Annotated in this window: 15 protein-coding genes, 1 tRNA gene and 5 pseudogenes; 12 read left to right on the top strand and 9 right to left on the bottom strand. The window is 58.7% G+C overall.

What is annotated here, in order from left to right:
- Positions 1-135 precede the first annotated feature (135 nt).
- Positions 136-1,839, bottom strand: a complete 1,704-nt coding sequence (locus tag ACFQJD_RS01350) for an ATP-grasp domain-containing protein (RefSeq protein WP_379795617.1) — start codon at positions 1,837-1,839, stop codon at positions 136-138.
- A gap of 395 nt (positions 1,840-2,234) precedes the next feature.
- Between ACFQJD_RS01350 and ACFQJD_RS01355 the strand changes: the two genes are divergently transcribed.
- Positions 2,235-2,669, top strand: coding sequence for a universal stress protein (locus tag ACFQJD_RS01355; protein WP_379795619.1), 435 nt, complete (start codon positions 2,235-2,237; stop codon positions 2,667-2,669).
- Between the two features lie 178 nt (positions 2,670-2,847).
- On the opposite strand, the gene ACFQJD_RS01360 is transcribed toward ACFQJD_RS01355, so the two are convergent.
- On the bottom strand, positions 2,848-3,492 hold the full coding sequence (locus ACFQJD_RS01360) for a TVP38/TMEM64 family protein (RefSeq protein ID WP_379795621.1): 645 nt from the start codon (positions 3,490-3,492) through the stop codon (positions 2,848-2,850).
- A 114-nt stretch (positions 3,493-3,606) separates the two neighbouring features.
- Positions 3,607-4,407, bottom strand: coding sequence for a hypothetical protein (locus ACFQJD_RS01365; RefSeq protein ID WP_379795623.1), 801 nt, complete (start codon positions 4,405-4,407; stop codon positions 3,607-3,609).
- A gap of 171 nt (positions 4,408-4,578) precedes the next feature.
- Here ACFQJD_RS01365 and ACFQJD_RS01370 point away from each other — a divergent pair, with 171 nt between their 5' ends.
- The 8 genes from ACFQJD_RS01370 (at position 4,579) to ACFQJD_RS01405 (ending at position 10,183) form a co-directional block, all read left to right on the top strand.
- Positions 4,579-5,091: a hypothetical protein gene (locus ACFQJD_RS01370; protein WP_379795625.1), complete on the top strand. Its 513-nt coding sequence runs from the start codon at positions 4,579-4,581 to the stop codon at positions 5,089-5,091.
- A complete protein-coding gene (arcC, locus tag ACFQJD_RS01375; protein WP_379795627.1) occupies positions 4,980-5,921 on the top strand; it encodes a carbamate kinase in 942 nt (313 codons plus the stop codon). The genes ACFQJD_RS01370 and arcC overlap by 112 nt, the downstream gene beginning before the upstream one ends.
- An 85-nt stretch (positions 5,922-6,006) precedes the next feature.
- Positions 6,007-6,453 (top strand): universal stress protein, encoded by a 447-nt coding sequence (locus ACFQJD_RS01380; protein WP_379795629.1) that lies wholly within the window; start codon positions 6,007-6,009, stop codon positions 6,451-6,453.
- Positions 6,454-6,537: 84 nt separating this feature from the next.
- Positions 6,538-7,287, top strand: coding sequence for a proteasome assembly chaperone family protein (locus ACFQJD_RS01385; protein ID WP_379795631.1), 750 nt, complete (start codon positions 6,538-6,540; stop codon positions 7,285-7,287).
- A gap of 161 nt (positions 7,288-7,448) precedes the next feature.
- Positions 7,449-7,895, top strand: coding sequence for a universal stress protein (locus tag ACFQJD_RS01390; protein WP_379795633.1), 447 nt, complete (start codon positions 7,449-7,451; stop codon positions 7,893-7,895).
- A 29-nt stretch (positions 7,896-7,924) separates the two neighbouring features.
- A complete protein-coding gene (locus ACFQJD_RS01395) occupies positions 7,925-8,875 on the top strand; it encodes a ribokinase (RefSeq protein ID WP_379795635.1) in 951 nt (316 codons plus the stop codon).
- 68 nt (positions 8,876-8,943) lie between these two features.
- The gene (locus ACFQJD_RS01400; protein ID WP_379795637.1) at positions 8,944-9,129 is read left to right on the top strand and encodes a hypothetical protein; all 186 of its coding nucleotides are present in this window, start codon (positions 8,944-8,946) and stop codon (positions 9,127-9,129) included.
- Positions 9,130-9,376: 247 nt separating this feature from the next.
- Positions 9,377-10,183: a ZIP family metal transporter gene (locus tag ACFQJD_RS01405; RefSeq protein ID WP_379795639.1), complete on the top strand. Its 807-nt coding sequence runs from the start codon at positions 9,377-9,379 to the stop codon at positions 10,181-10,183.
- Here the strand turns inward: ACFQJD_RS01405 and ACFQJD_RS01410 are convergent.
- Both ACFQJD_RS01410 and ACFQJD_RS01415 read right to left on the bottom strand, forming a co-directional pair.
- Positions 10,180-10,332: pseudogene (locus ACFQJD_RS01410) on the bottom strand (universal stress protein); the annotation flags it as partial. The gene ACFQJD_RS01405 and the pseudogene ACFQJD_RS01410 overlap by 4 nt on opposite strands.
- Before the next feature lie 160 nt (positions 10,333-10,492).
- Positions 10,493-12,306: pseudogene (locus ACFQJD_RS01415) on the bottom strand (SLC13 family permease).
- 131 nt (positions 12,307-12,437) lie between these two features.
- On the opposite strand from ACFQJD_RS01415, the gene ACFQJD_RS01420 reads away from it, so the two are divergent.
- The 3 genes and pseudogenes from ACFQJD_RS01420 to ACFQJD_RS01430 all read left to right on the top strand — a co-directional run.
- Positions 12,438-12,587 carry a DUF7557 family protein gene (locus ACFQJD_RS01420; protein WP_310908279.1) on the top strand — a complete coding sequence of 50 codons (150 nt, stop codon included), beginning with the start codon at positions 12,438-12,440 and terminating at the stop codon, positions 12,585-12,587.
- A 25-nt stretch (positions 12,588-12,612) separates the two neighbouring features.
- Positions 12,613-13,165 (top strand): annotated as a pseudogene (locus ACFQJD_RS01425) (DUF5828 family protein).
- A 296-nt stretch (positions 13,166-13,461) separates the two neighbouring features.
- A pseudogene (locus ACFQJD_RS01430) lies at positions 13,462-14,666 on the top strand (CBS domain-containing protein); the annotation flags it as partial.
- A 459-nt stretch (positions 14,667-15,125) separates the two neighbouring features.
- On the opposite strand, the gene ACFQJD_RS01435 reads toward ACFQJD_RS01430, so the two are convergent.
- The 4 genes and pseudogenes from ACFQJD_RS01435 to ACFQJD_RS01450 form a co-directional block, all read right to left on the bottom strand.
- Positions 15,126-16,379 (bottom strand): MgtC/SapB family protein, encoded by a 1,254-nt coding sequence (locus tag ACFQJD_RS01435; RefSeq protein WP_379795641.1) that lies wholly within the window; start codon positions 16,377-16,379, stop codon positions 15,126-15,128.
- A gap of 309 nt (positions 16,380-16,688) precedes the next feature.
- Positions 16,689-17,557 (bottom strand): annotated as a pseudogene (locus tag ACFQJD_RS01440) (universal stress protein).
- A gap of 297 nt (positions 17,558-17,854) precedes the next feature.
- Positions 17,855-17,938 (bottom strand) — tRNA-Ser (locus tag ACFQJD_RS01445).
- A gap of 183 nt (positions 17,939-18,121) precedes the next feature.
- A complete protein-coding gene (locus ACFQJD_RS01450; RefSeq protein ID WP_379795643.1) occupies positions 18,122-18,550 on the bottom strand; it encodes a DUF2267 domain-containing protein in 429 nt (142 codons plus the stop codon).
- Positions 18,551-18,647 lie beyond the last annotated feature (97 nt).

An 18,647-nucleotide genomic window follows, 5' to 3' on the forward strand; every position in this document is an offset into this window, starting at 1 on the left:
ACCGTTTTGCGGCGAGATTGAGCGTAGTTAACCAACAAACAGCGTGTTACACCGAGTTTGTTGGTTAATCTTCTCGGCTCGCAGAATCAGAACGCTCGAGAGAGGTTTTCGGATGGCGGTGAAGCGGCGCCGCTACTAAGATTGGCCACCGAAGAATCGACTCAACAGAGAGGATGGCTCTGAGTCATCACCGGTCTCGATCGCAGTACCGGGGTCTTCCTCGTGGGATTGCGCAGTCTCCTGATCACGGGCTGCGAGTTCGTCGGTGAGGCGCTCGATCTCTGTTTCGAGGGTCTCGATCCGATCAGTCTTCTGTTCGAGTGTTGCCTCGAGTTCGTCGACGCGCTTACTCAACAAGCGGTTTTTCTCCGCCAGATACGCACGACTCCGGTCTGCCTCGTCAGGTGTCCCGCCAGTTGCGACCCCGTCAGGTTGGCCGTGAGAATCTTCGGTATCGCCGCCGGCGTCCGGGTCGTAGAACTCCGACGTGGTCGCAATCGCTCGCTCGATGGTCTTCTCGCCGTACGTCGACCCGTCAGCGTAGTGGACCTCGTCCCACTTCTCCCGCATCAATCCCGACTGGCGGAACAGGTGCTCCATTTGGGTCCGGTCACCACCGGTCCAGAACGCCAGCAAACAGCACAGCGCCATGTCGGCCTCGGACGGACTGTCGTAGCCGACCGTATTCCCGTTCCAGAGCCGCTCGAACTTCTCGCCGTTCGATGCGTTTCGCGCTTTCTTGAGAAGGTCCTCCTCGATACTGGCCGTCGTGGAGTGCCACCGATTGCCGAGTTTGACCTCGAGGTCGACGAGTGGGCGCTTCTGTCTCCCGTTCCGCGTGCCGGATTTCACGCGCGTCGTGTCGACGATCGGACCCGCTCCAATGGCCGCGGCGAGATCGATGTCGATGCTCGTTCGCTGGGCGCCAGTGTCTGACTTGGCGACCGCGTGTTCGATCTCCCGTCCCCCGCTCACGGCCACGTGCTCGGTGTAGCCGACCGTCTTCGGACTCTCTGGCTTCGAATCGATCGAGGGTTTGCAGTCGGGCACGGAGTCGTCGAGTGTTGTGGCGAGCTCCGCGACCCGCTCTGACTCGACGCGTCCCTCTACCCGCTCGATCGCGAGCCGGGCGATGTAGGGTGCGGGACTCCCACCCGTCGCTTCGAAAAAGCCCTTGAACCCGGCTGTCGCGTTCACTTCGAGGACGTACCACGTGTCGTCACGCCGCAGCAGATCGACGCCCGCGTAGTCGAGATCGAGAACGGTCGTCGCCTCTGTCGCGAGGCGGGCGGCATCCTCGGGAAGGTCGTCCGAGATCCCCTCAACGTCGCCGCCGAGCGCGACGTTGGTCCGCCATTCATCTGCTGGCGCGTACCGTTTCATCGCGCCCACGATGTGATCGTCGACGACGTAGACACGGACATCGAACGGTCGTTCCGCGTCGGTGTCGAGGAACTGCTGGAGGAACGCCCGTCGTCGGGCGATCTGCGGAGAGACGGCCTCGTTCACGTCCACGAGTTCCATCCGGTCGCCGTTCGTCCCGATAGCGGGCTTGTGAACGGTCTGTCCATCGACGGGGTGGTCGCCGTTATTGATGGTTTGATGAGCGAAGGCCATGTAGGCGTCCGGGACCGGGAGGCCTGCTGCAGCCAGGGTCGCCGCCGCGCCGTATTTGTGCATCGCCCGCATGACGGTTTCGGGCGCGTTCAGAACGGGACGGGCGGCGGCATAGCTCGTCGCGATGCCGAGATCATCGAGCGGTTGCGAGGCCTTCGTCGTCAGGAGTCGGTTCGCGACGACATCGACGTCCGGATCGAAGTGGAGCGTCCCGTTTTCCATCCAGGTTCGGGTATTTTCTTCGCGGAGCCAGACTGGTTGGTGACCGAGTGCCCGAACTGCGTTGCAGATCGCTTTGGTTTCTTTGCTATTATGGAAACTCAATACCCCGACGCGGACGCTCGTCGCCGGCCCCTCTGGAGTCGTGCGATCCGTAGCAAAGACCTCGCTCATATCTAGAGACTACGCTCTACGTTGGGTTAGGTCAGATCGGTAGTTCCTATTCTCCGGGAATCACACCTGCGTGTTTTCGCTCAAAAACCAAGCAGTGTACTGCCGGAATCGTTCGACCGACCCATATCACTCGTGGAGAGATACATGAGCCCAAAGTCACTGGTTTGTCACCGTGTGGGAATTCCTTATAGACTATTGCCCACCGGTAGCCAAGACCGAGACAAATGTACGAAACAATTCTCGTGCCGACGGATGGTAGCGAGGGGGCGAACGCGGCTGCCCAACATGCAGTTGATATCGCGAGTAAATATGACGCGACGCTACATGCGCTCTATGTAGTCGATGTCCGAATGAGTCCGATCAGCACGGAGATGGACCGTGACGAGGTCATCCAGTTGCTCGATCAATCTGGTGAGAGGCCGACAACTCCGGTACTGGACCAAGCTGAGGAGAAGGACATTCCCGCGACCGAGGCGATTCGGCTCGGCGTTCCGCACGAGATCATTCGTGAATACATCGACGAAGCCGATGTCGATCTTGTGGTGATGGGAACGCATGGACGGACTGGCCTCGAGCATACACTTCTGGGCAGTACGACGGAACGGGTCGTCCGTACCGTTGATGTGCCAGTTTTGACGGTCCATCTCGACACGAGCTAAGAGCCGGGACAGAGGGTATCGGGATCCAACCATTCGGAGAGTATATCTTAATGTCTATCCAGGAGATCGAGGGAATCACTCTATGTTATCGGTAGAGTGGCGGACGTGTTATCGTAACGGGTACAAGTTCCACAAAACGACGACGAATTGTCAACGGAATTGATGCGGCGGTCGCCCGTTACGAATTCCCTCCAAAAAGCCGAATAAGCAGGTCACGGTATCGATATCCGACCGCGGAAATCACGACAAGAATGACGGCGAGCACCGCAGCGGCCAAGAAATGGTCAGTGCCGAGCAGATCACCGACAACGTTGACGAGGAAGAATGCCGGTGCTCGTCCGATTACGGCGATAACGACGAGTCGCCACAGTGGGATATCGGTGAGTCCGCCGGCAAAACAGATGACGTCGTCCGGGAGTCCCGGAACCAGAAAGATGAGAAACAACGCGGGTTGGCCATAGTCGTCGGTGACGGTATCGAATCGCGTGAGTACCTCTTCATGGACGATGTTCTCCACATACGCACGACCGTATCGCCGGGATATCCAGAATGCGATGGTACTTCCGATGGTGATACCGATCATGTTGTATACCGTTCCCCACCATGCACCGAAGAGATAGCCGGCGACAACAGCAAGGACCTGTCCCGGGATCGGTGCGGCAACGACCTGGACTGCTTGGAGAACAATAAGCACGACGGGGGCCAAGATACCGTACCCACGAATGTACTCACGCAAGGCCTGCGCATCGGTTAAGAACGCGAAGTGACGTTGAATAAGAACAGTCACGACGACAACTGCGAGTCCGAGCGCGAGTAGATGCACGAGGAAGCGCCGCCTGCTCCGAGACGAGGCAAAGACCCGGGTGTTTTCGAGCCGGGCACGCAAGCGACTGAGAGCGGTATCCATAGATTCCGATGAATCGACGTTAGATAGATTTCAGAGGTTCAACGTTTGAGCGTGGCGATCGAGTACCGTGTCGAGCGTGACGTCTTTCTCCTCGAGTTCGTAGCGAACCCGTACTATAGGGATATCTATGTCAATCAGTCGCGCGAGGTCGTGGGGCGTCCCCGAGACCACGACCTCGGGTGCTGCGTTCTGAATCGTCGCTTCGAGATCCCGGATCTGTGCATCGCTATAGCCCATTGCCGGGACCACCCTATCGAGGTGATTGTATTCTTCGAAGACGCGCTTGAGCGAGCCGACGGCCGCGGGGACCGGATCGACGATTTCTCCAGCTCCGTATTTCCGGGCAGCGATCAGGCCGGCGCCGGAGGAAGCGTCACCGTGTGTGAGCGTTGGTCCGTCTTCGACGACGAGCACGCGGTTTCCAGCGATGGCGTTCCTATCGGCCGTAATCGTCGAGTTCGCGTGAATGATTTCCGCGTCCGAATTCGTTTGCCGAACGTTTGCTTCGACCTCGCGAATCCCGGCCACGTCGGCGGTGTTCTCCTTGTTGATGAGGACGTAATCCGCGATCCTGAGGTTGGTTTCACCCGGATGGTATCGCAGTTCGGATCCGGCACGGTGGGGATCGGCCACGACGACGTGGACGTCGGGGACGTAAAATGGGAGCTCGTTGTTGCCGCCGTCCCAGACGATGATCCCGGCCTTGTTTTGGGCACGGTCCAGTATGGCCTCGTAGTCGACACCCGCGTACACGACGTGGCCACGTTCGATGTGACTCTCGTACTCCTCTCGCTCCTCGATGGTCACGTTACTCTCGTCGAGGTCGTCCATCGACTCGAACCGCTGGACCCGTTGGGCGACGAGGTCACCGTACGGCATTGGCTCCCTGACGACGACCACGTCCCTCCCACGTTCGAGTAGCAGATCGGCGAATTTCCGTGCAGTCTGTGACTTTCCACATCCGGTTCGGACCGCGTCGACAGCGACGACGGGGACCTCCGCGTGGAGCATCATCCGGTCCGGGCCGATCAGCCGGAAGTCGGCACCGGCGGCGAGTACACGCGACGCCTGATGCATCACGTGTTCGTGCGAGACGTCGGAATAGGAGAACACGACCGTGTCCACTTCTTCCTCGTCGACGGTCGTCTCGAGGTCCGATTCGGCGCGGATCGGGATGCCCTCTGGATAGCCCTCACCGGCCAACTCCGAGGGATAGCGGCGGTTAGGGAGTTCATCGAGCTCGCCGATGTTCTGCGTGCCGGTGTGTGTGAACGCGACGACGTCGAAGCGCTCGTCGCCTCTAAAGACGGTATTGAAGTCGTGGAAGTCGCGGCCCGCTGCACCCATGATGACGATTCGCGTCTGACTCATAGTACTAACTACGTGTGGAGAGTGGAATTAGTATGGGCGGCACCTCTCACGAGCCGGGAACGGCTCCGATCGTCGTGGCGCTGGGCGGAAACACGCTACTCGGTGAGCACGGTCTTGGGACGATCGACGAACAGCTTGACGTGATAGCGCGAACAGCCCGACAGATCGCGGATGCGATCCGGGCCGGCTACGACGTGGTGTTGACCCATGGGAATGGACCGCAGGTCGGCAACCTCCTCTTACAGCAGGAGCGCGTCAGCGAGACGCCTGAATTACCCCTCGACGTGCTGGTCGCCGAAACCCAGGCCCAGATTGGCTATTTGCTCCAACAGGCCCTCGACAACGAACTTACTGACTCACCCGACTTCATCACCGTCGTGACGCAGGTGGTCGTCGACGCCGACGATCCCGCCTTCCAAAATCCGACGAAACCCGTCGGACCGTTCTACACGGAAGCGGAAGCAGCGGAGAAATCATTCGAGACGCGGCGCGTCGCGACCGGTGACCGCCCGTACCGACGTGTCGTTCCATTTCCCGAGCCCGTCGAACTCGTCGAAGGAGAGGAAATCGCTCGTCTCGTGGAGCGAGGGAACCTCGTGATCACCGTTGGTGGTGGGGGCATTCCCGTCGTTCGTGACGACGGGCTCCGGGGTATCGAAGCAGTTGTGGATAAGGACAAGGCCTCGCAACTGCTCGCCTCGGCACTCGGCGCCGATACTCTCGTCATCCTGACGGACGTCGAGTTCGCGTACGTGAACTACGATACGCCCGACCAGCGCCCGCTCTGTCGGCCTTCACCCGATGAGTTGCGCGCGCATCTCGATGCGGGTGAGTTCGGCGAGGGGAGCATGCAACCGAAGATAGAGGCCTGTCTCCACTTTATCGAACAAGGCGGAGAGCGAGCCGTGGTCACCTCGCCCGAGCACCTGATGGATGCACTGGCCGGCGAGACCGGAACACGGGTCCGAGCCTGAATCTCCCATAGAGCGCGGACCGAGGAGTTCTCGGCTTCTTGTAATCGACAGTCGCTCTTTGTCCCTCCGGCACCAAAGGTTCGACGTGTACGACCAGATATTGGTTCCGACGGATGGCAGTGAAGGGTCACATGCCGCCGCCGAACACGCGAACGATCTCGCAACGACCTACGACGCCGCGCTCCACACGATCTATGTCGTCGATACGAACGTCGGTATCGATTCCTCAGTTCCAGGAACGCTCGATGCCCTCGAAGAGGCTGGTGAGCACGCGATCGATGAGGTGATCCAGCAAGCAGAGGCAGCCGACGTGGAAACGATCGAAGGCGTCGTTGCACAGGGAGCACCCCACCGAGCTATTCTCGATTACGCCGATGAACACGACATCGATCTCGTCGTGATGGGGACGCATGGCCGTACGGGGCTGGATCGATATCTCCTCGGCAGCGTCACCGAAAAAGTCGTCCGGCTCTCCGATGCTCCGGTATTGACGGTTCGTATGCCAGCCGAATCCTCTGATGAGTCTTCGTGAGTAAACGGAGCATCGGTCTCACGAATTAGGAATCAGAGGTGCTGATAAAGCCGTGACATTCGATGGTAGATTCGGTGTCGAGTAATGACTCCTGATTCATCGACGAGTTTCGAGAAGACGACAGAACTACGGGCCGAATCGCCAACGCTCATCGAAGGGCTTCCCGGATTGGGATTGGTCGCCTCGATCGCAGTCGATCGAATCACGAAGCAGCTCGAGCTGGATCAGCACGGAACCATCGTTTCCGACGATTTCCCATCGGTTGCAGCATTCGACGAGGGGCGGGTTCGTGACGCAGTACGTGTCTACGCAGGGGAGGATCCAGCTGTAATGACCCTCCAGAGCGATATCCCGGTCCCACCTGCCGCAGTTGATTCTCTGAGTCAGTGTGTCCTGCAGGACTTAGCCGAGGAATTCGAACAGGCCATCTTCTTGGCGGGGGCTCCGGCGGAGTCCGAAGACGAGATCGGGGAGGTCGTCGGAGTTGCCACGACAGATAATCTGGAGACTGCTCTCGCCGATGCAGGAATCACCTTGGCCGACTCTGGCGTCGTCGGTGGCGTGACCGGTGCGTTACTGGCCGATTGTTACCACAGCGACGTTCCGGCGGCGGTGCTCATCGTGCGTTCGAACCCCTACATTCCGGATCCAGCGGCTGCCCGTACTGTGATCGAAGAGGCTCTCGAACCGCTCGTCGAGTTCGACATCGACACGCAGGAACTACTCGAACAGGCAGAGGAGATCCAGAAACAGAAACAACAGATCGCGGAACAACTCCAGCAGTATCAGCAACAACAGGACCAGCAACCGGCGATGAAGGGTATGTATCAGTAATCCAGGAATTCACTCGTGGATTCTCACTCGACTGGAATCACCGACGACTCCTATGTTGCCTCGCTTCAAGTAAAAATCGATAATGGCGTTGATCACAGAGAGACCCCGAGTCCAGATTGATTCGAAACCGTTCGGACGGTTATCGTTCAGGGGGTGGAGATGTGACGGATAATATTCTCGTCCCGCTCGATGGCTCACCGCTGTCGCGAAGGGCACTTCGTCATGCACTCGAAGAATTCCCGGATGCGTCGATCACCGTGCTTCACGTGGTTGATCTCTTCGAGCCCGGCTACGGTGCCTATCCTGACTTCGAAACCTCGTATGAACCCTTGATGGGATCCGAAGAGTGGTATGACCGGGCTGAGGAAGTCTCAGAGCAACTCTTCGACGAGGCTCGAGAACTCGCTGATGAGCACGACCGCGAGGTCTCCACCACGTCCGAGATCGGTGACCCGAAGCGGATCATCGTGGATTACGCTGATGAGGAAGATATTGATCACATCGTCCTCGGAGCGCACGGACGCACGGAGGAAGAACGACCCGTATTCGGGAGCATCGCGGAAATGGTCGCACGGCGGGCAACGGTTCCTGTGACACTCATCCGATGAGAGAAACTGTGCTCGAGTGAATTCGCGATATGGGAGATGTCGTCAGTCTCGGGAGCATCAACGTGGACAAGATACACCACGTGTCAGATGCCGAAATCACCGATCTCAGAAACCGATATAGCTGGTTTCCGGACCGCGGCCAGACCGTCCAGATCGAGGCGGTTCCGACGGGTTTCCCAGCTGATGCCGATAGTATTCGTCATGGCGGGAAAGGCGCAAACCAGGCTGTAGCTGCGGCGAAGACAGGAGCAGAGACGGAAATGCTCGGCAAGGTAGGCCCCGATGGCAGGGAATTCGGGGTCCGCAGTCACCTCACGGAAGTTGGAGTCGGTGTCACTCAGATCGGAACTGCGTCAGAACCAACTGGAATGGCCTACGTGTTCGTCGGGCAGGAGGGCGACAACTGGATCATCGTCCGGCCGGGGGCGAATAGTGCTATCGATAGTGCCTACATCCGAGAGCAGTACGACACGATTCTCTCGGCCGAGTGTCTCCTCCTGCAAAACGAGATCCCGATTGAGCCAGTTGCGGCACTGCTTTCGGATCTGGCTGCCGAACGGGATCGACCGACCGTCATCCTCGACCCCGCGCCTGCAGATGGCATCGAAGATCTTCTTGGTTGCGATGCGGTCGACTACCTCACCCCGAATGAAAACGAGTATCGGGCACTCCACTCCTCCCTTGACGAGTTCGACGGAGTCCTCATTCGCAAACGTGGTGCCGACGATGTTATCGTCGAAGCGGAGCGACGGTTCACTGTAACGCCACCGACGGTGAAAGCGATCGATACGACCGGTGCCGGCGACGTCCTGAATGGCTTCTTGGCGGCCCAACTCGCAGCCGGGGCATCATTGCAGGAAGCCATCGAAAGTGGAACGATCGCCGGGTCACTCTCCACGCGCGAGAAGGGTGCTCGACGCGGTATCCCGACGCTCAAGGATGTTCGAACGTATCGAACTTCCGAGGGTGGCAGCGAGTGAATAGAGACATCTGTTCGTATGTTGCAGCGTCTGGTAGAGCAGTCGTCGTGGGAAACTCCTCTCCCCCGATGGACGAGCACGAGGTCACTTTTGACAAGAATACGCTCGGCCTAGAAGGTGGCGAGATGCTCAACGGCGAGGTTCTCTCACTTGGGATCCTCGGCTTTGCACGTTGGATATCTCACATTTATTTGGTCGAAACAGACGGTAGAAGCGGTTTTGAACCAGTAGTCAGCCAATCGAATCACTGGTGACTCTCCGCCTGGAGTCACGATCAACGCCATATCCCCAGTTACGCACCCCCGGCGACGCCTGATTTCCGTTCCGGTAACTTCGAGAATCCACCAGCAGACCGTCTCTCGTGTCCGTTTGTGATATAAATATGTCACACTCCCAACGTGCAAAGCTGAGTTGGGATCGTCGGATCCCCGTTGCTGGAGTCAGTTCTCTCGATTGTCGAGGATTCATAAACACCTCTCCCGAAGCTGGTAGCATCCCCGTATGAGCTGGCAGATTTATGGGCTGATCTTTACCGCTGGTCTCGTGAGCGCACTTACTACTGGTGTCGGAACGATTCCACTCTTCTGGGCTCGCGACGTGAGCGACGAATGGAATGTCGGACTCTGGGGGCTTGCTGCTGGGTTGATGACATCGGCGTCTATCTTCGGGCTGGGGTACAAGATGTACAGTCACTCCGGGGACACGTGGATCGGAATCACGGGGCTCGTCAGTGGAGTGCTTCTCGTCGTCCTCACGCACACCGTAATCGACTGGCTTGATTTCGACGCCGGCGCGACTGATATCGCGAAGAGCGACCTCAAGACCATTCTTTCCGTGTTGCTCGTCCTCACTGTCCACTCGTTCCCCGAAGGGATTGCCGTCGGCGTCTCGTTCGCGGAACTCGAATCGTCAACGACGATCAGTGTGATCGGATTCTCGATCCCGTTGCTCGCGGTCGTGATGACGGTCACGATCGGCATCCATAACATTCCCGAGGGGGTGGCGATCGGCGTACCACTCGCTGACGAAGGGAGCGTCAGTAACGCGCAAATGTTCGGGGCGGCAGCCCTCTCGTCGTTACCCCAACCCATCGGCGCAGTGATCGCGTATTACTTCTTACAACTTGCTCAACAATTTTTAGAGTTCGGATACGGCTTCGCGGCAGGGGCAATGTTGTACCTCGTCGTCCAAGACATCATCCCCGAGGGTCTCGAAGCCGGTGAACAACTCGAAAACGCAAAGACGTACCTCGCCACAGGTGCGATCGTGGGATTCGTCGGCTTTCTCCCACTGGTCTTCTTCCTCTAGTGGTGCTTTCCAGAGTTTCTACTGCGCACGATAGTCACCGGGATGGGTGCCCGTTCGACGATCTCCTTCGCGACGCTGCCGAGTATCCGTTCTGTGTGTTCTGAGCGGCCGTGGTGATCGACGAAGATGGCGCCAAAGCCTTTTTGCTCTTGTGTAGTACATTGTCGATAGAGCGCAGTCTTGCGATTTCGTGGTGAATGTTGCAAGCTGGCCAATCGAGGCGGAACCGCTCTACGCGCCGAACTCAGTCAATCAGGTGAGCGAACGAGCTGTATCAACAATCTCCTACGGAAGAGCGTACACTATTTGTTAGAGCCCCCAGAATGCGGCGATCCCGAGGGTCGTTACGACGGCCAGGATCACCTGAAGCGGTCCGCCGACGCGAGCGTAGTCGCTGAACTCGTATCCACCGGGACCATAGACGAAGAGGTTGGTCTGATACCCGACCGGCGACATAAACGCGGTACTGGCCGCGAACGTGACTGCGAGAACGAACGCGAATGCGTTCGCGTTCAACCGGGCGGCGGCGTCGACGGCGACGGGGATGAGCAACACGACGCTGGCCTGGTTGCTGATGAGGTTGGTCACCGTAGCGGTTAGCAGATAGAACAGTCCGAGAACGGCGATTGTGGGCAGGAAGTCAGCCGTCGAGACGACGAGCGTACCGAGCAGGTCGGCACCGCCCGTCTCCGACAGCGCCCTGCCGAGCGGGATGACGCCGGCCAGGAGGAAGATCACGTCCCACTGGACGGCTTCGTAGGCCTCCGCTGGCTTGACGATCCCAGTCACGATCATCATGAGGACGCCGCCAAGTGCTGCGACCATGACCGGCAGGATGCCGAGTGCCGCTACTCCGACGACCGAAAGCACGATGCCGACTGCGATCGGGAGTTTCGACGACCGGAACTGCTGGACGGCGAGTTCGCCAGCCACGATCACGTTCGGATCGTCAGCAAGACGGTCGACGGTGTCCGGTTCGGACTCGATGAGGAGCAGGTCGCCCGGACGGATTCGATACTCCGTGAGGCGTTCGTAGGCGGTCTCACCGCCACGGCGGATGGCCAGAACAGCCGTCTGATACTGGTCTTGAACCCGTGACGACTCGACCGTTTCGCCGACGAGATCGGACCCGGCGGTAACGACGATTTCGACGAGCGTTTGCCCGGGGCCGAGCGCGTCGAGACCACCTGGCGGCGTGACTTCCGGAACGAACTCGATCCCCTCTACCTCATGTAGCGTCCGTAACGCGTCTTCCGTGAGCCGGATCGTGAAGGTATCTCCCTCCCGTATCGTCATTGACAGTCTCGGCTCTCGATGATAGTCACCATCACGAATAAGCTGGGTGACGTTCGCTTCGAATTCGACCGCTTCGAGCGCTTCCCGTATCGTCGAGCCGACGAACGGTGATTCGTCGCCCACGATCACCTCGGTGAGAAACTCCTCCTTTTGGGTCGTTTCGAGCTTACTGCGGGGCGTCACGTGAGACGGAGCAAGCCAGTACCCGACCGTAAGGAGGTACACCCCGGTGACGAGAAACACCACGAGACCGAGGTGGGTGAACTCGAACATCGAGAATGCGTGCACGGAGGGATAGTCGGTGGCGAGTCGACTCGCCACGTCGCTGGCCAGAAGATTCGTCGACGTGCCGATGAGCGTGAGCATCCCTCCAGCCATCGACGCGTAGGAAAGCGGGAGTAGCAGTTTCGACGGCGACGTCCCGTTCTCGTGAGCGAGGTCGCTCACCATCGGCAGCAAGACGGCGACGGCAGCGGTGTTGTTGATGATTCCCGAGAGCGGACCGACGAGCCCGATCGTTGCACCGAGTTGCTTGTGTTCGCTCTCGCCCGTGTAGGAGGCGACTGTCTTTTTGAGACGCTGAATCGCACCCGTCCGACGGACGCCTTCGCTCAGGATCATCATCGCGAGAATCGTGATCGTTGCGGGGTTCGAGAAGCCGGAGACCCCTCGCGCGGCGAAACGCCCGTCCACGGACCGAGTATCATCAGCGTGACCATGATCCCGATCGCTGTGACGTCGATCGGGATGGGTTCGGTGACGAACAAAACGAGAGCGACGAGAATGATCAGAAAGACGAGAAACGTCCCAACAGTCACTGCAGCCATCGATATATCCTGATAATCATGATGGGAGTTGGATGTACTGGTCGACAATTACTATCGAGCGGGAATAGCTGTGAGGGTATTTCCACGTCGCCCACTTTCGGGAAGGCGTTGAAACAGCAACACCCCCGATCATGACCTACACGCTCGAAATCAGCGACGAACTCAAAGACCGACTGGACGACCATCTCGAGGAGGGCGAATCGTACGAGGAGTTCATCACGGAGTTAGTTTCCATCTACGAGACGGAAGGGGAATTCCTCCAAGAAGGCTATTCGGAGTGAGTCACCGTTCGAGGTGACCGTTGTTATGGAAGAACGCGTCTCCGGCTTTCGTGTTCGCGGTTCGTGGGACGACGTCGTCGCACACGGTGAGCGGATCGCCCGAGCGTTGCGAGAGAGCGACGTCGATGAGGACGCACTCGCTGAGTGGGACAACTGGCGACCGAAAGCTCACGAAGAACTCGGCGAGGAAGTGAGTGAGAAGACCGTCGAACAGGCTCGCATCGAAGACGGTGCTGGCGGACAGGCCGAACAGGCAGCAGGAGGATCTCGAACGGGCGAGCGAGCAGGCCCTCGAATCGATCGAGAAAGCCAGAGGAGATAGACCCGAGGACATCCTCGAGAAGTGGGAAGACGCCCTCGAACATGGATTTCGTGCGGTCGACACGACCACCAGAAAGGCCATCCGCACGATCGAGACGGCGGTCTACGAGCAGGTCATGACTCGATTCATCCCGTATTACTTCGATAACGAACTCGTGAGTGCGAATATTCGAGAGACGACGAGATTGGAAAACGGTACCGAGTGTGTCTTCGAAGTGAACGTCAACGACGACCAACTCAAGCAAGAAGTCAGCTAGCGACTCGACCGTTCGAACGAAACTGGACAGGAGTCCCCATGACGCTGCAAGATCGCACGTCGTGGAGGGAACCGGATGACGCCGATACACTGGCGAATATATCGATCGAGGGGGTCGAACGGGATAGGGATGATCTCTGGGGTGGCTCGTCGCGGGACGAGCCCTGCACGTCGCTTTCCAGATATCGGGAACGACCAGCGAGCACTTGTGAACTCATACCGAAATATCACCTATCGGCAGCGCACTCGCGGACGAACTGACCGACGACCAACCAGAGCGGACATACACTCCCAGCCATGGACATTACCGACATCGTCTCGGAAGATTACGTAGAATTCCCCCGGATACACCCGTCTCGAAGCTCGTCGGGACATTCGACGATCCCACCGTCAAAGGGGTCGTAGTACGCGGCGACGTGTTCGAGGGAGTCGTCACAGGAGACAGCTCGCCACCTCACATCATCAGCCCAACGAGAAGATCGGATCGCTGGTCTGGCACGTTCCCCGACTCGTCCCCGACGAGGACGTCCGCAAGGTCGCCCAGCTCATGATCGACAGCGATACACGGCTCCTTCCGGTCTTCGACGGGGGCGAGCTCGTGGGCGTCGTCACCGTCGACGCGATTCTCGAGAAGGTCCAGCCGTTCCTCGACGCGGCGACCGTCGCTGAGGCCTACACTGCTGATCTCGTCACGCTCGATCCGGCGTCGACCTTCGGTGAAGCGCTCCACGTCTTCCGGGAAAACCGGATTACCCACCTCCCGGTCGTCGAGGACGGGACGGCGATCGGCATCCTGAGCCTCTACGACGTGACCGCTCTCACGGTTCGCTCCGCGACGCAGAGCCAGGGGGCGATGCGGGCGGAACGGATTCGTTCGGCGGGGACGTCTCCACCAGCACCGGACGGGCTCACGGTGGCTTCGGTGCCCGGGAGGGGGAACTCGCCCGTATTCTCGATCTCCCGGTCCGAGACGTCATGGTCTCTCCGGTACACACCATTCATCCGGAGGCGACACTCGAAACGGCTGTCGAAGAGATGTTCGCCATCGACGGATCGTCGCTCGTCGTCATTGAAAACGGCCGGCCGTACGGGGTCGTCACGAAAACGGATGTCCTCGATTCGCTGACGTGGGAGGCCGGCGGCAATCGGGCCGTCCAGATCTACGGCACTGACCTGCTGAGCGACGTGCAATACGAGGACGTCGTGGCAATGGTCGAGAAGTTCGACGACCGAGACCACGGGATGAGGATCCTGGACGCGAAGATCCACCTCCACGAGCACGACGAGAAACTCCGGGGACGCCTCTCTTACTCGCCCGCATCCGACTACACACTGACCGAGGACTGTACATCGCCTCCGGAGAAGGTTATGGGGCGAGTCACGCACTCAACGAGGCACGCGACGTGCTCGAGCGACAGATTCGTGACCGCAAGACGTACGGTGAGAGCAAGAAACCTCCGAGCGAGGAGTTCTGGGAGAAGCGGTTCGGCTGGATGCTCGAGGGTGACCGATCGTTTCCGCTCGTGGGAGGATCGTATCACTCTCCGGGCTTCCGTCGGCAGGCGAGTGAGGATCGTACTCTTTCAGTGATGACGCCACCGTTTGATTTGAAAGGCACTTTGTAGACTGGTGTTTCTGTAGTTCATAGAGCGATCGCAGTATTCTCGTTACCAGCTATTCCCCACCCCCTGTGGCTCCACGACATGAGTGCCGCAATCGACATCGTCCAGATCGTCGTGACGATCATGGGATTAGGCGTCGCTGCGCAAGTCCTTGCAGATCGGCTCCGGATCCCGAGTGTCGTGTTTTGTTCCTTGCAGGCGTCATCGTCGGGCCGGAAGGGCTAGGTCTGAACGTGCTCACGTCCAACGTCTATTCGAGGGTTTTCCAGACTTCAATATTAGATAATTGATATAAACTATACTAAATTACAGGCGGCGGGCTTCGCCAGCAGCAAGGATTCACAGTCCAAGAAAAATGAGACCACTCAGGACGACGACGCCAAGCACGATAGATACGAGTTTCCCTAACTTGGTGGTGCCGAGAACCCACGCTAACGCGGCTTTCACAAAGGTGTTTGCGATGGCCGCGATGACGATTCCCGTCGTGGCGACCTGCGTCGAGACTGTCCCCTCGGCTGCGAGTTGACTCAACGTGATCGTCATCGCATCGACATCGGCGAGCCCGGAGAGGAACGCGGTCGCGTACACCCCCGACGCACCGAACCACTCGTTGGCATACTCGGAGACAAGCAACACGGCCGCGAATATTGCCCCGAAGAGGAGGGCAGGCTGCAGGCGTAACGGATTCTTGAGTTCCTCCGGTTCCACTGTCTCGTCGGATGCGGTTCGCCAGTACAACACCCCGGCAGCAGCCACCCCGACAACAGTCATCGCTCCTAACGGGAACGCGACGCTCGGGAGCAAGTCAGGGTTGACGACTGCAATCTCGATGAGTGCTCGGGGGAACATCACGATAGAGGCGATGACGACCGCGAAGGCACAGACGTGATAGAGCGTCGCGTTCTGAGTCGTCTTCTCGGCCATCGAGACGGTCGTTGCCGTGGACGAGACGAACCCTCCGACGATCCCCGTGAGGGCGATTCCGCGTTCGGGACCGAACGTTTGTCCGAGGACGTATGCCACGAATCCAAGGCCAGTGACGAAGACGACCATCAACCAAATGAATCTCGGATTGAGGCCGTAGAGGGCGTCAAGCGACCGGTCGGGAAGTGTCGGCAAGACGACGAGGACGACGAGAATGAACTTCACGGACGCCCGCCGTTCATTCTCCTCGATCCGATCGGCGAATTCGTGGACGGGTCCTTTCACGGAGAGCAGGACTGTGACGGCACCTCCAACGATGATCGCGATGATCGCGCCGCGGTCGGAATGCATCGTCATCGCACCGAGGACAACGGTAACGAGGGCGGCCACGAGCGTCGTCAGGCCGATATCGCCTTCGTACCAGATTTTTCCGACGTACGCGACGGTGAGTGGCACGACGAGCGTCCCGAATGCGAGGGGAAGCACAGCTGGGAAGAACGCCTGAACGAGCGCCCCATAGAGTGCGATCAGCGGAAACGTCCGACTCCCGGCGAAGGTTCCCCCGGATTCGCTCTGTTCGCGTTCCAGACCGATGAGCGCGCCGAGGCCACCCGCGAGGAGGAGATGTAAGACGACTTCACTGAGGGGCGATGTTAGAGGATCGACCATCGCTCAGGAAATCCCGTCCATGGATCTTCTGGGAGTGCGAGTCATTTTCGAGATAGTAGTGATCGTCCTTCGTCAAGACATCATATCGATTTCTTAAAAAGAGTGTAGGTAAGGCAATAGTCCGGTCATCAGGTTGATCTTCGAGTTCGCCCTCACGGCTTGGTCGATGAACTCCTGTTGGCTGGAAATGAGCGCGAGACCAGCAACAAGACGGAGACGACGCTTGAGCGGAGTCATTATGCCCTATTACCGAGTCTCGCAGTAAATAAGCAAGGAGATGTAATAGCCACGCGACACCCGACGGAACCGTTACTCCCCGTGCCCAACCGTGATAACGGGTACGGGCGCAGAGCGAACGGTCTTTTCGGCGACGCTCCCGAGTAGAATTCGATCAGTCCCGCGTCGCCCCGTCGTCCCCATCACCACGGCGTGGATGTCACTCGACTCGATCGTGTCGAGTATGCCCTCGATCGGCGTCCCGTGTTCGATGTGCCGGACGATGTTCGTGACACCGTGGGTCTCTGCCTCGGAGAGGAGGTCGTCAACGGCATCAGTCGCCACCTGTTCTCCGTCCCGTCCCGATACAGTGGAGCGAACATCCAGACCGAGCGACGTATCATCCACGACGGATAGCGCGTGAACGGTCGCATCGAGAGCCGCCGCAAGTGAGAGACCATGCTCGGCAGCGTTGCCCGCACCGGCACTCCCGTCGGTCGGGATGAGGATGTTCTCGTAGGGGAACGCCAGTTGCTCGTCGGGCTGCATCCGCACCGTAAGAACGGGGACGGACGCCAGACGGACGACCTTTTCGGTGACACTTCCGAGAAGATATCGTGACACCCCTTCCGGCCGTGGGTTGGCATCACGATCAGGTCGTAATCGTAACGCTCGGCATACTCGACGATCGTCGGCGCTGGATTCCCCTGGACGACGTCGGAATCGTAGTTCGCTCCGAGCGTCTGCAGTGTCTTCTCTGCTTCCTCGACGATGTCCTTGCCCTCCTGGACGAGTGCGTCGACGACCTGGGTTTCGACGACGGTGACGCTATCGCGTGTCGTATCCGCGACGAAGAGGACGTGGATGGTAGCGTCGGCCCAGTGTGCAATTTCGGCGGCGTGATGCAGTGCCTCCGCAGCCCCATCGCTTCCATCGAACGGGAGCAGTATGTCTTCGTACATCTCTACTATGCGCGACTACGGGAATCACGTCCAAATGGTTTGTCACCCACTCGATTCCGGCTCACGGACCCACATCACCGGAACTGGCGACGTTGTAGGTCGGACTGCGGAACAAGCGTACTCACGAACTCCATGATAACTTGCACGTGATAGGCTGCCTCCGGCCGATCCGCCTTCAAAGTATTGCTACGTTATTTGCTGAATAAGCGCCTTCTAGTCTTCTAGAACACATACTAACGACGGGTACTATCGGAAATCACAGCGTATTCGCCAACACTACTCGTACTACAACAGATACGGTGGGAGTGGGATTCGAACCCACGAGGCCTCTCGGCCACCTGCTTTCCAGGCAGGCACGTTAGTCCACTCTGTCATCCCACCACTCACAACATTCGTTGAGGGCGAGCGCGTAAGGGGCGTTGCTATTCATATCACTCAAAAGATAATATATCAGAGCCATTCGCAAGGGCTCCAGAGAAACGCGTCTATCTACCGCTTCGGATGGACCAACTTCATCTTCACGTTCGTTTTGACTCGTCACTTCGGGCTGTGCACCGTTCCCGTCTATGCCTCCTCGGTTTCGCTCCATCCGCCGTTATCGACGATTTCGAAGAGGTTGCGCCAGTTCTCGTCATCCTCGCTTTCGGGAAGGGAGTCACGCAGTTGCTGGAAGTCCGACTCCGGAACCAGCGTATGGATCAGGTCAACGATGACGCGAGCGTGGTAGGCTGCGTCGGCCGGGTCAGTCTCTTCGATCTCGCTAACACGCGAGACGAACTCCTGCCAGTCGAAGCGCTGGCCGTGTTCGTGGACGGCCCCGGTCAAATACCACTTGATCTCCATCGGAAGCGAGGCGGCAAGATCCTCGGCGTTGCCTTCGGGAAGACGCTGGCCCAGCGTCAATAGTGTTGCCCGGATTGCTCGTACCGTCTCGCCGGTACCGGGTAGCTCGAGTCGGTGCTGGACTTCGCCGGTGAACTCGTCGAATTTCATACGGTCGATATAGGTTGGGGACCGACATCAATCGACGTGTCCTTTCCCACCGCTTGAAAAGGGAATAACAGCTCTTTATCCCACAATTATAAATCAC

The sequence above is a fragment of the Haloplanus sp. GCM10025708 genome, from assembly GCF_042663985.1.
GTDB classification, from domain to species: domain Archaea; phylum Halobacteriota; class Halobacteria; order Halobacteriales; family Haloferacaceae; genus Salinirarus; species Salinirarus marinus.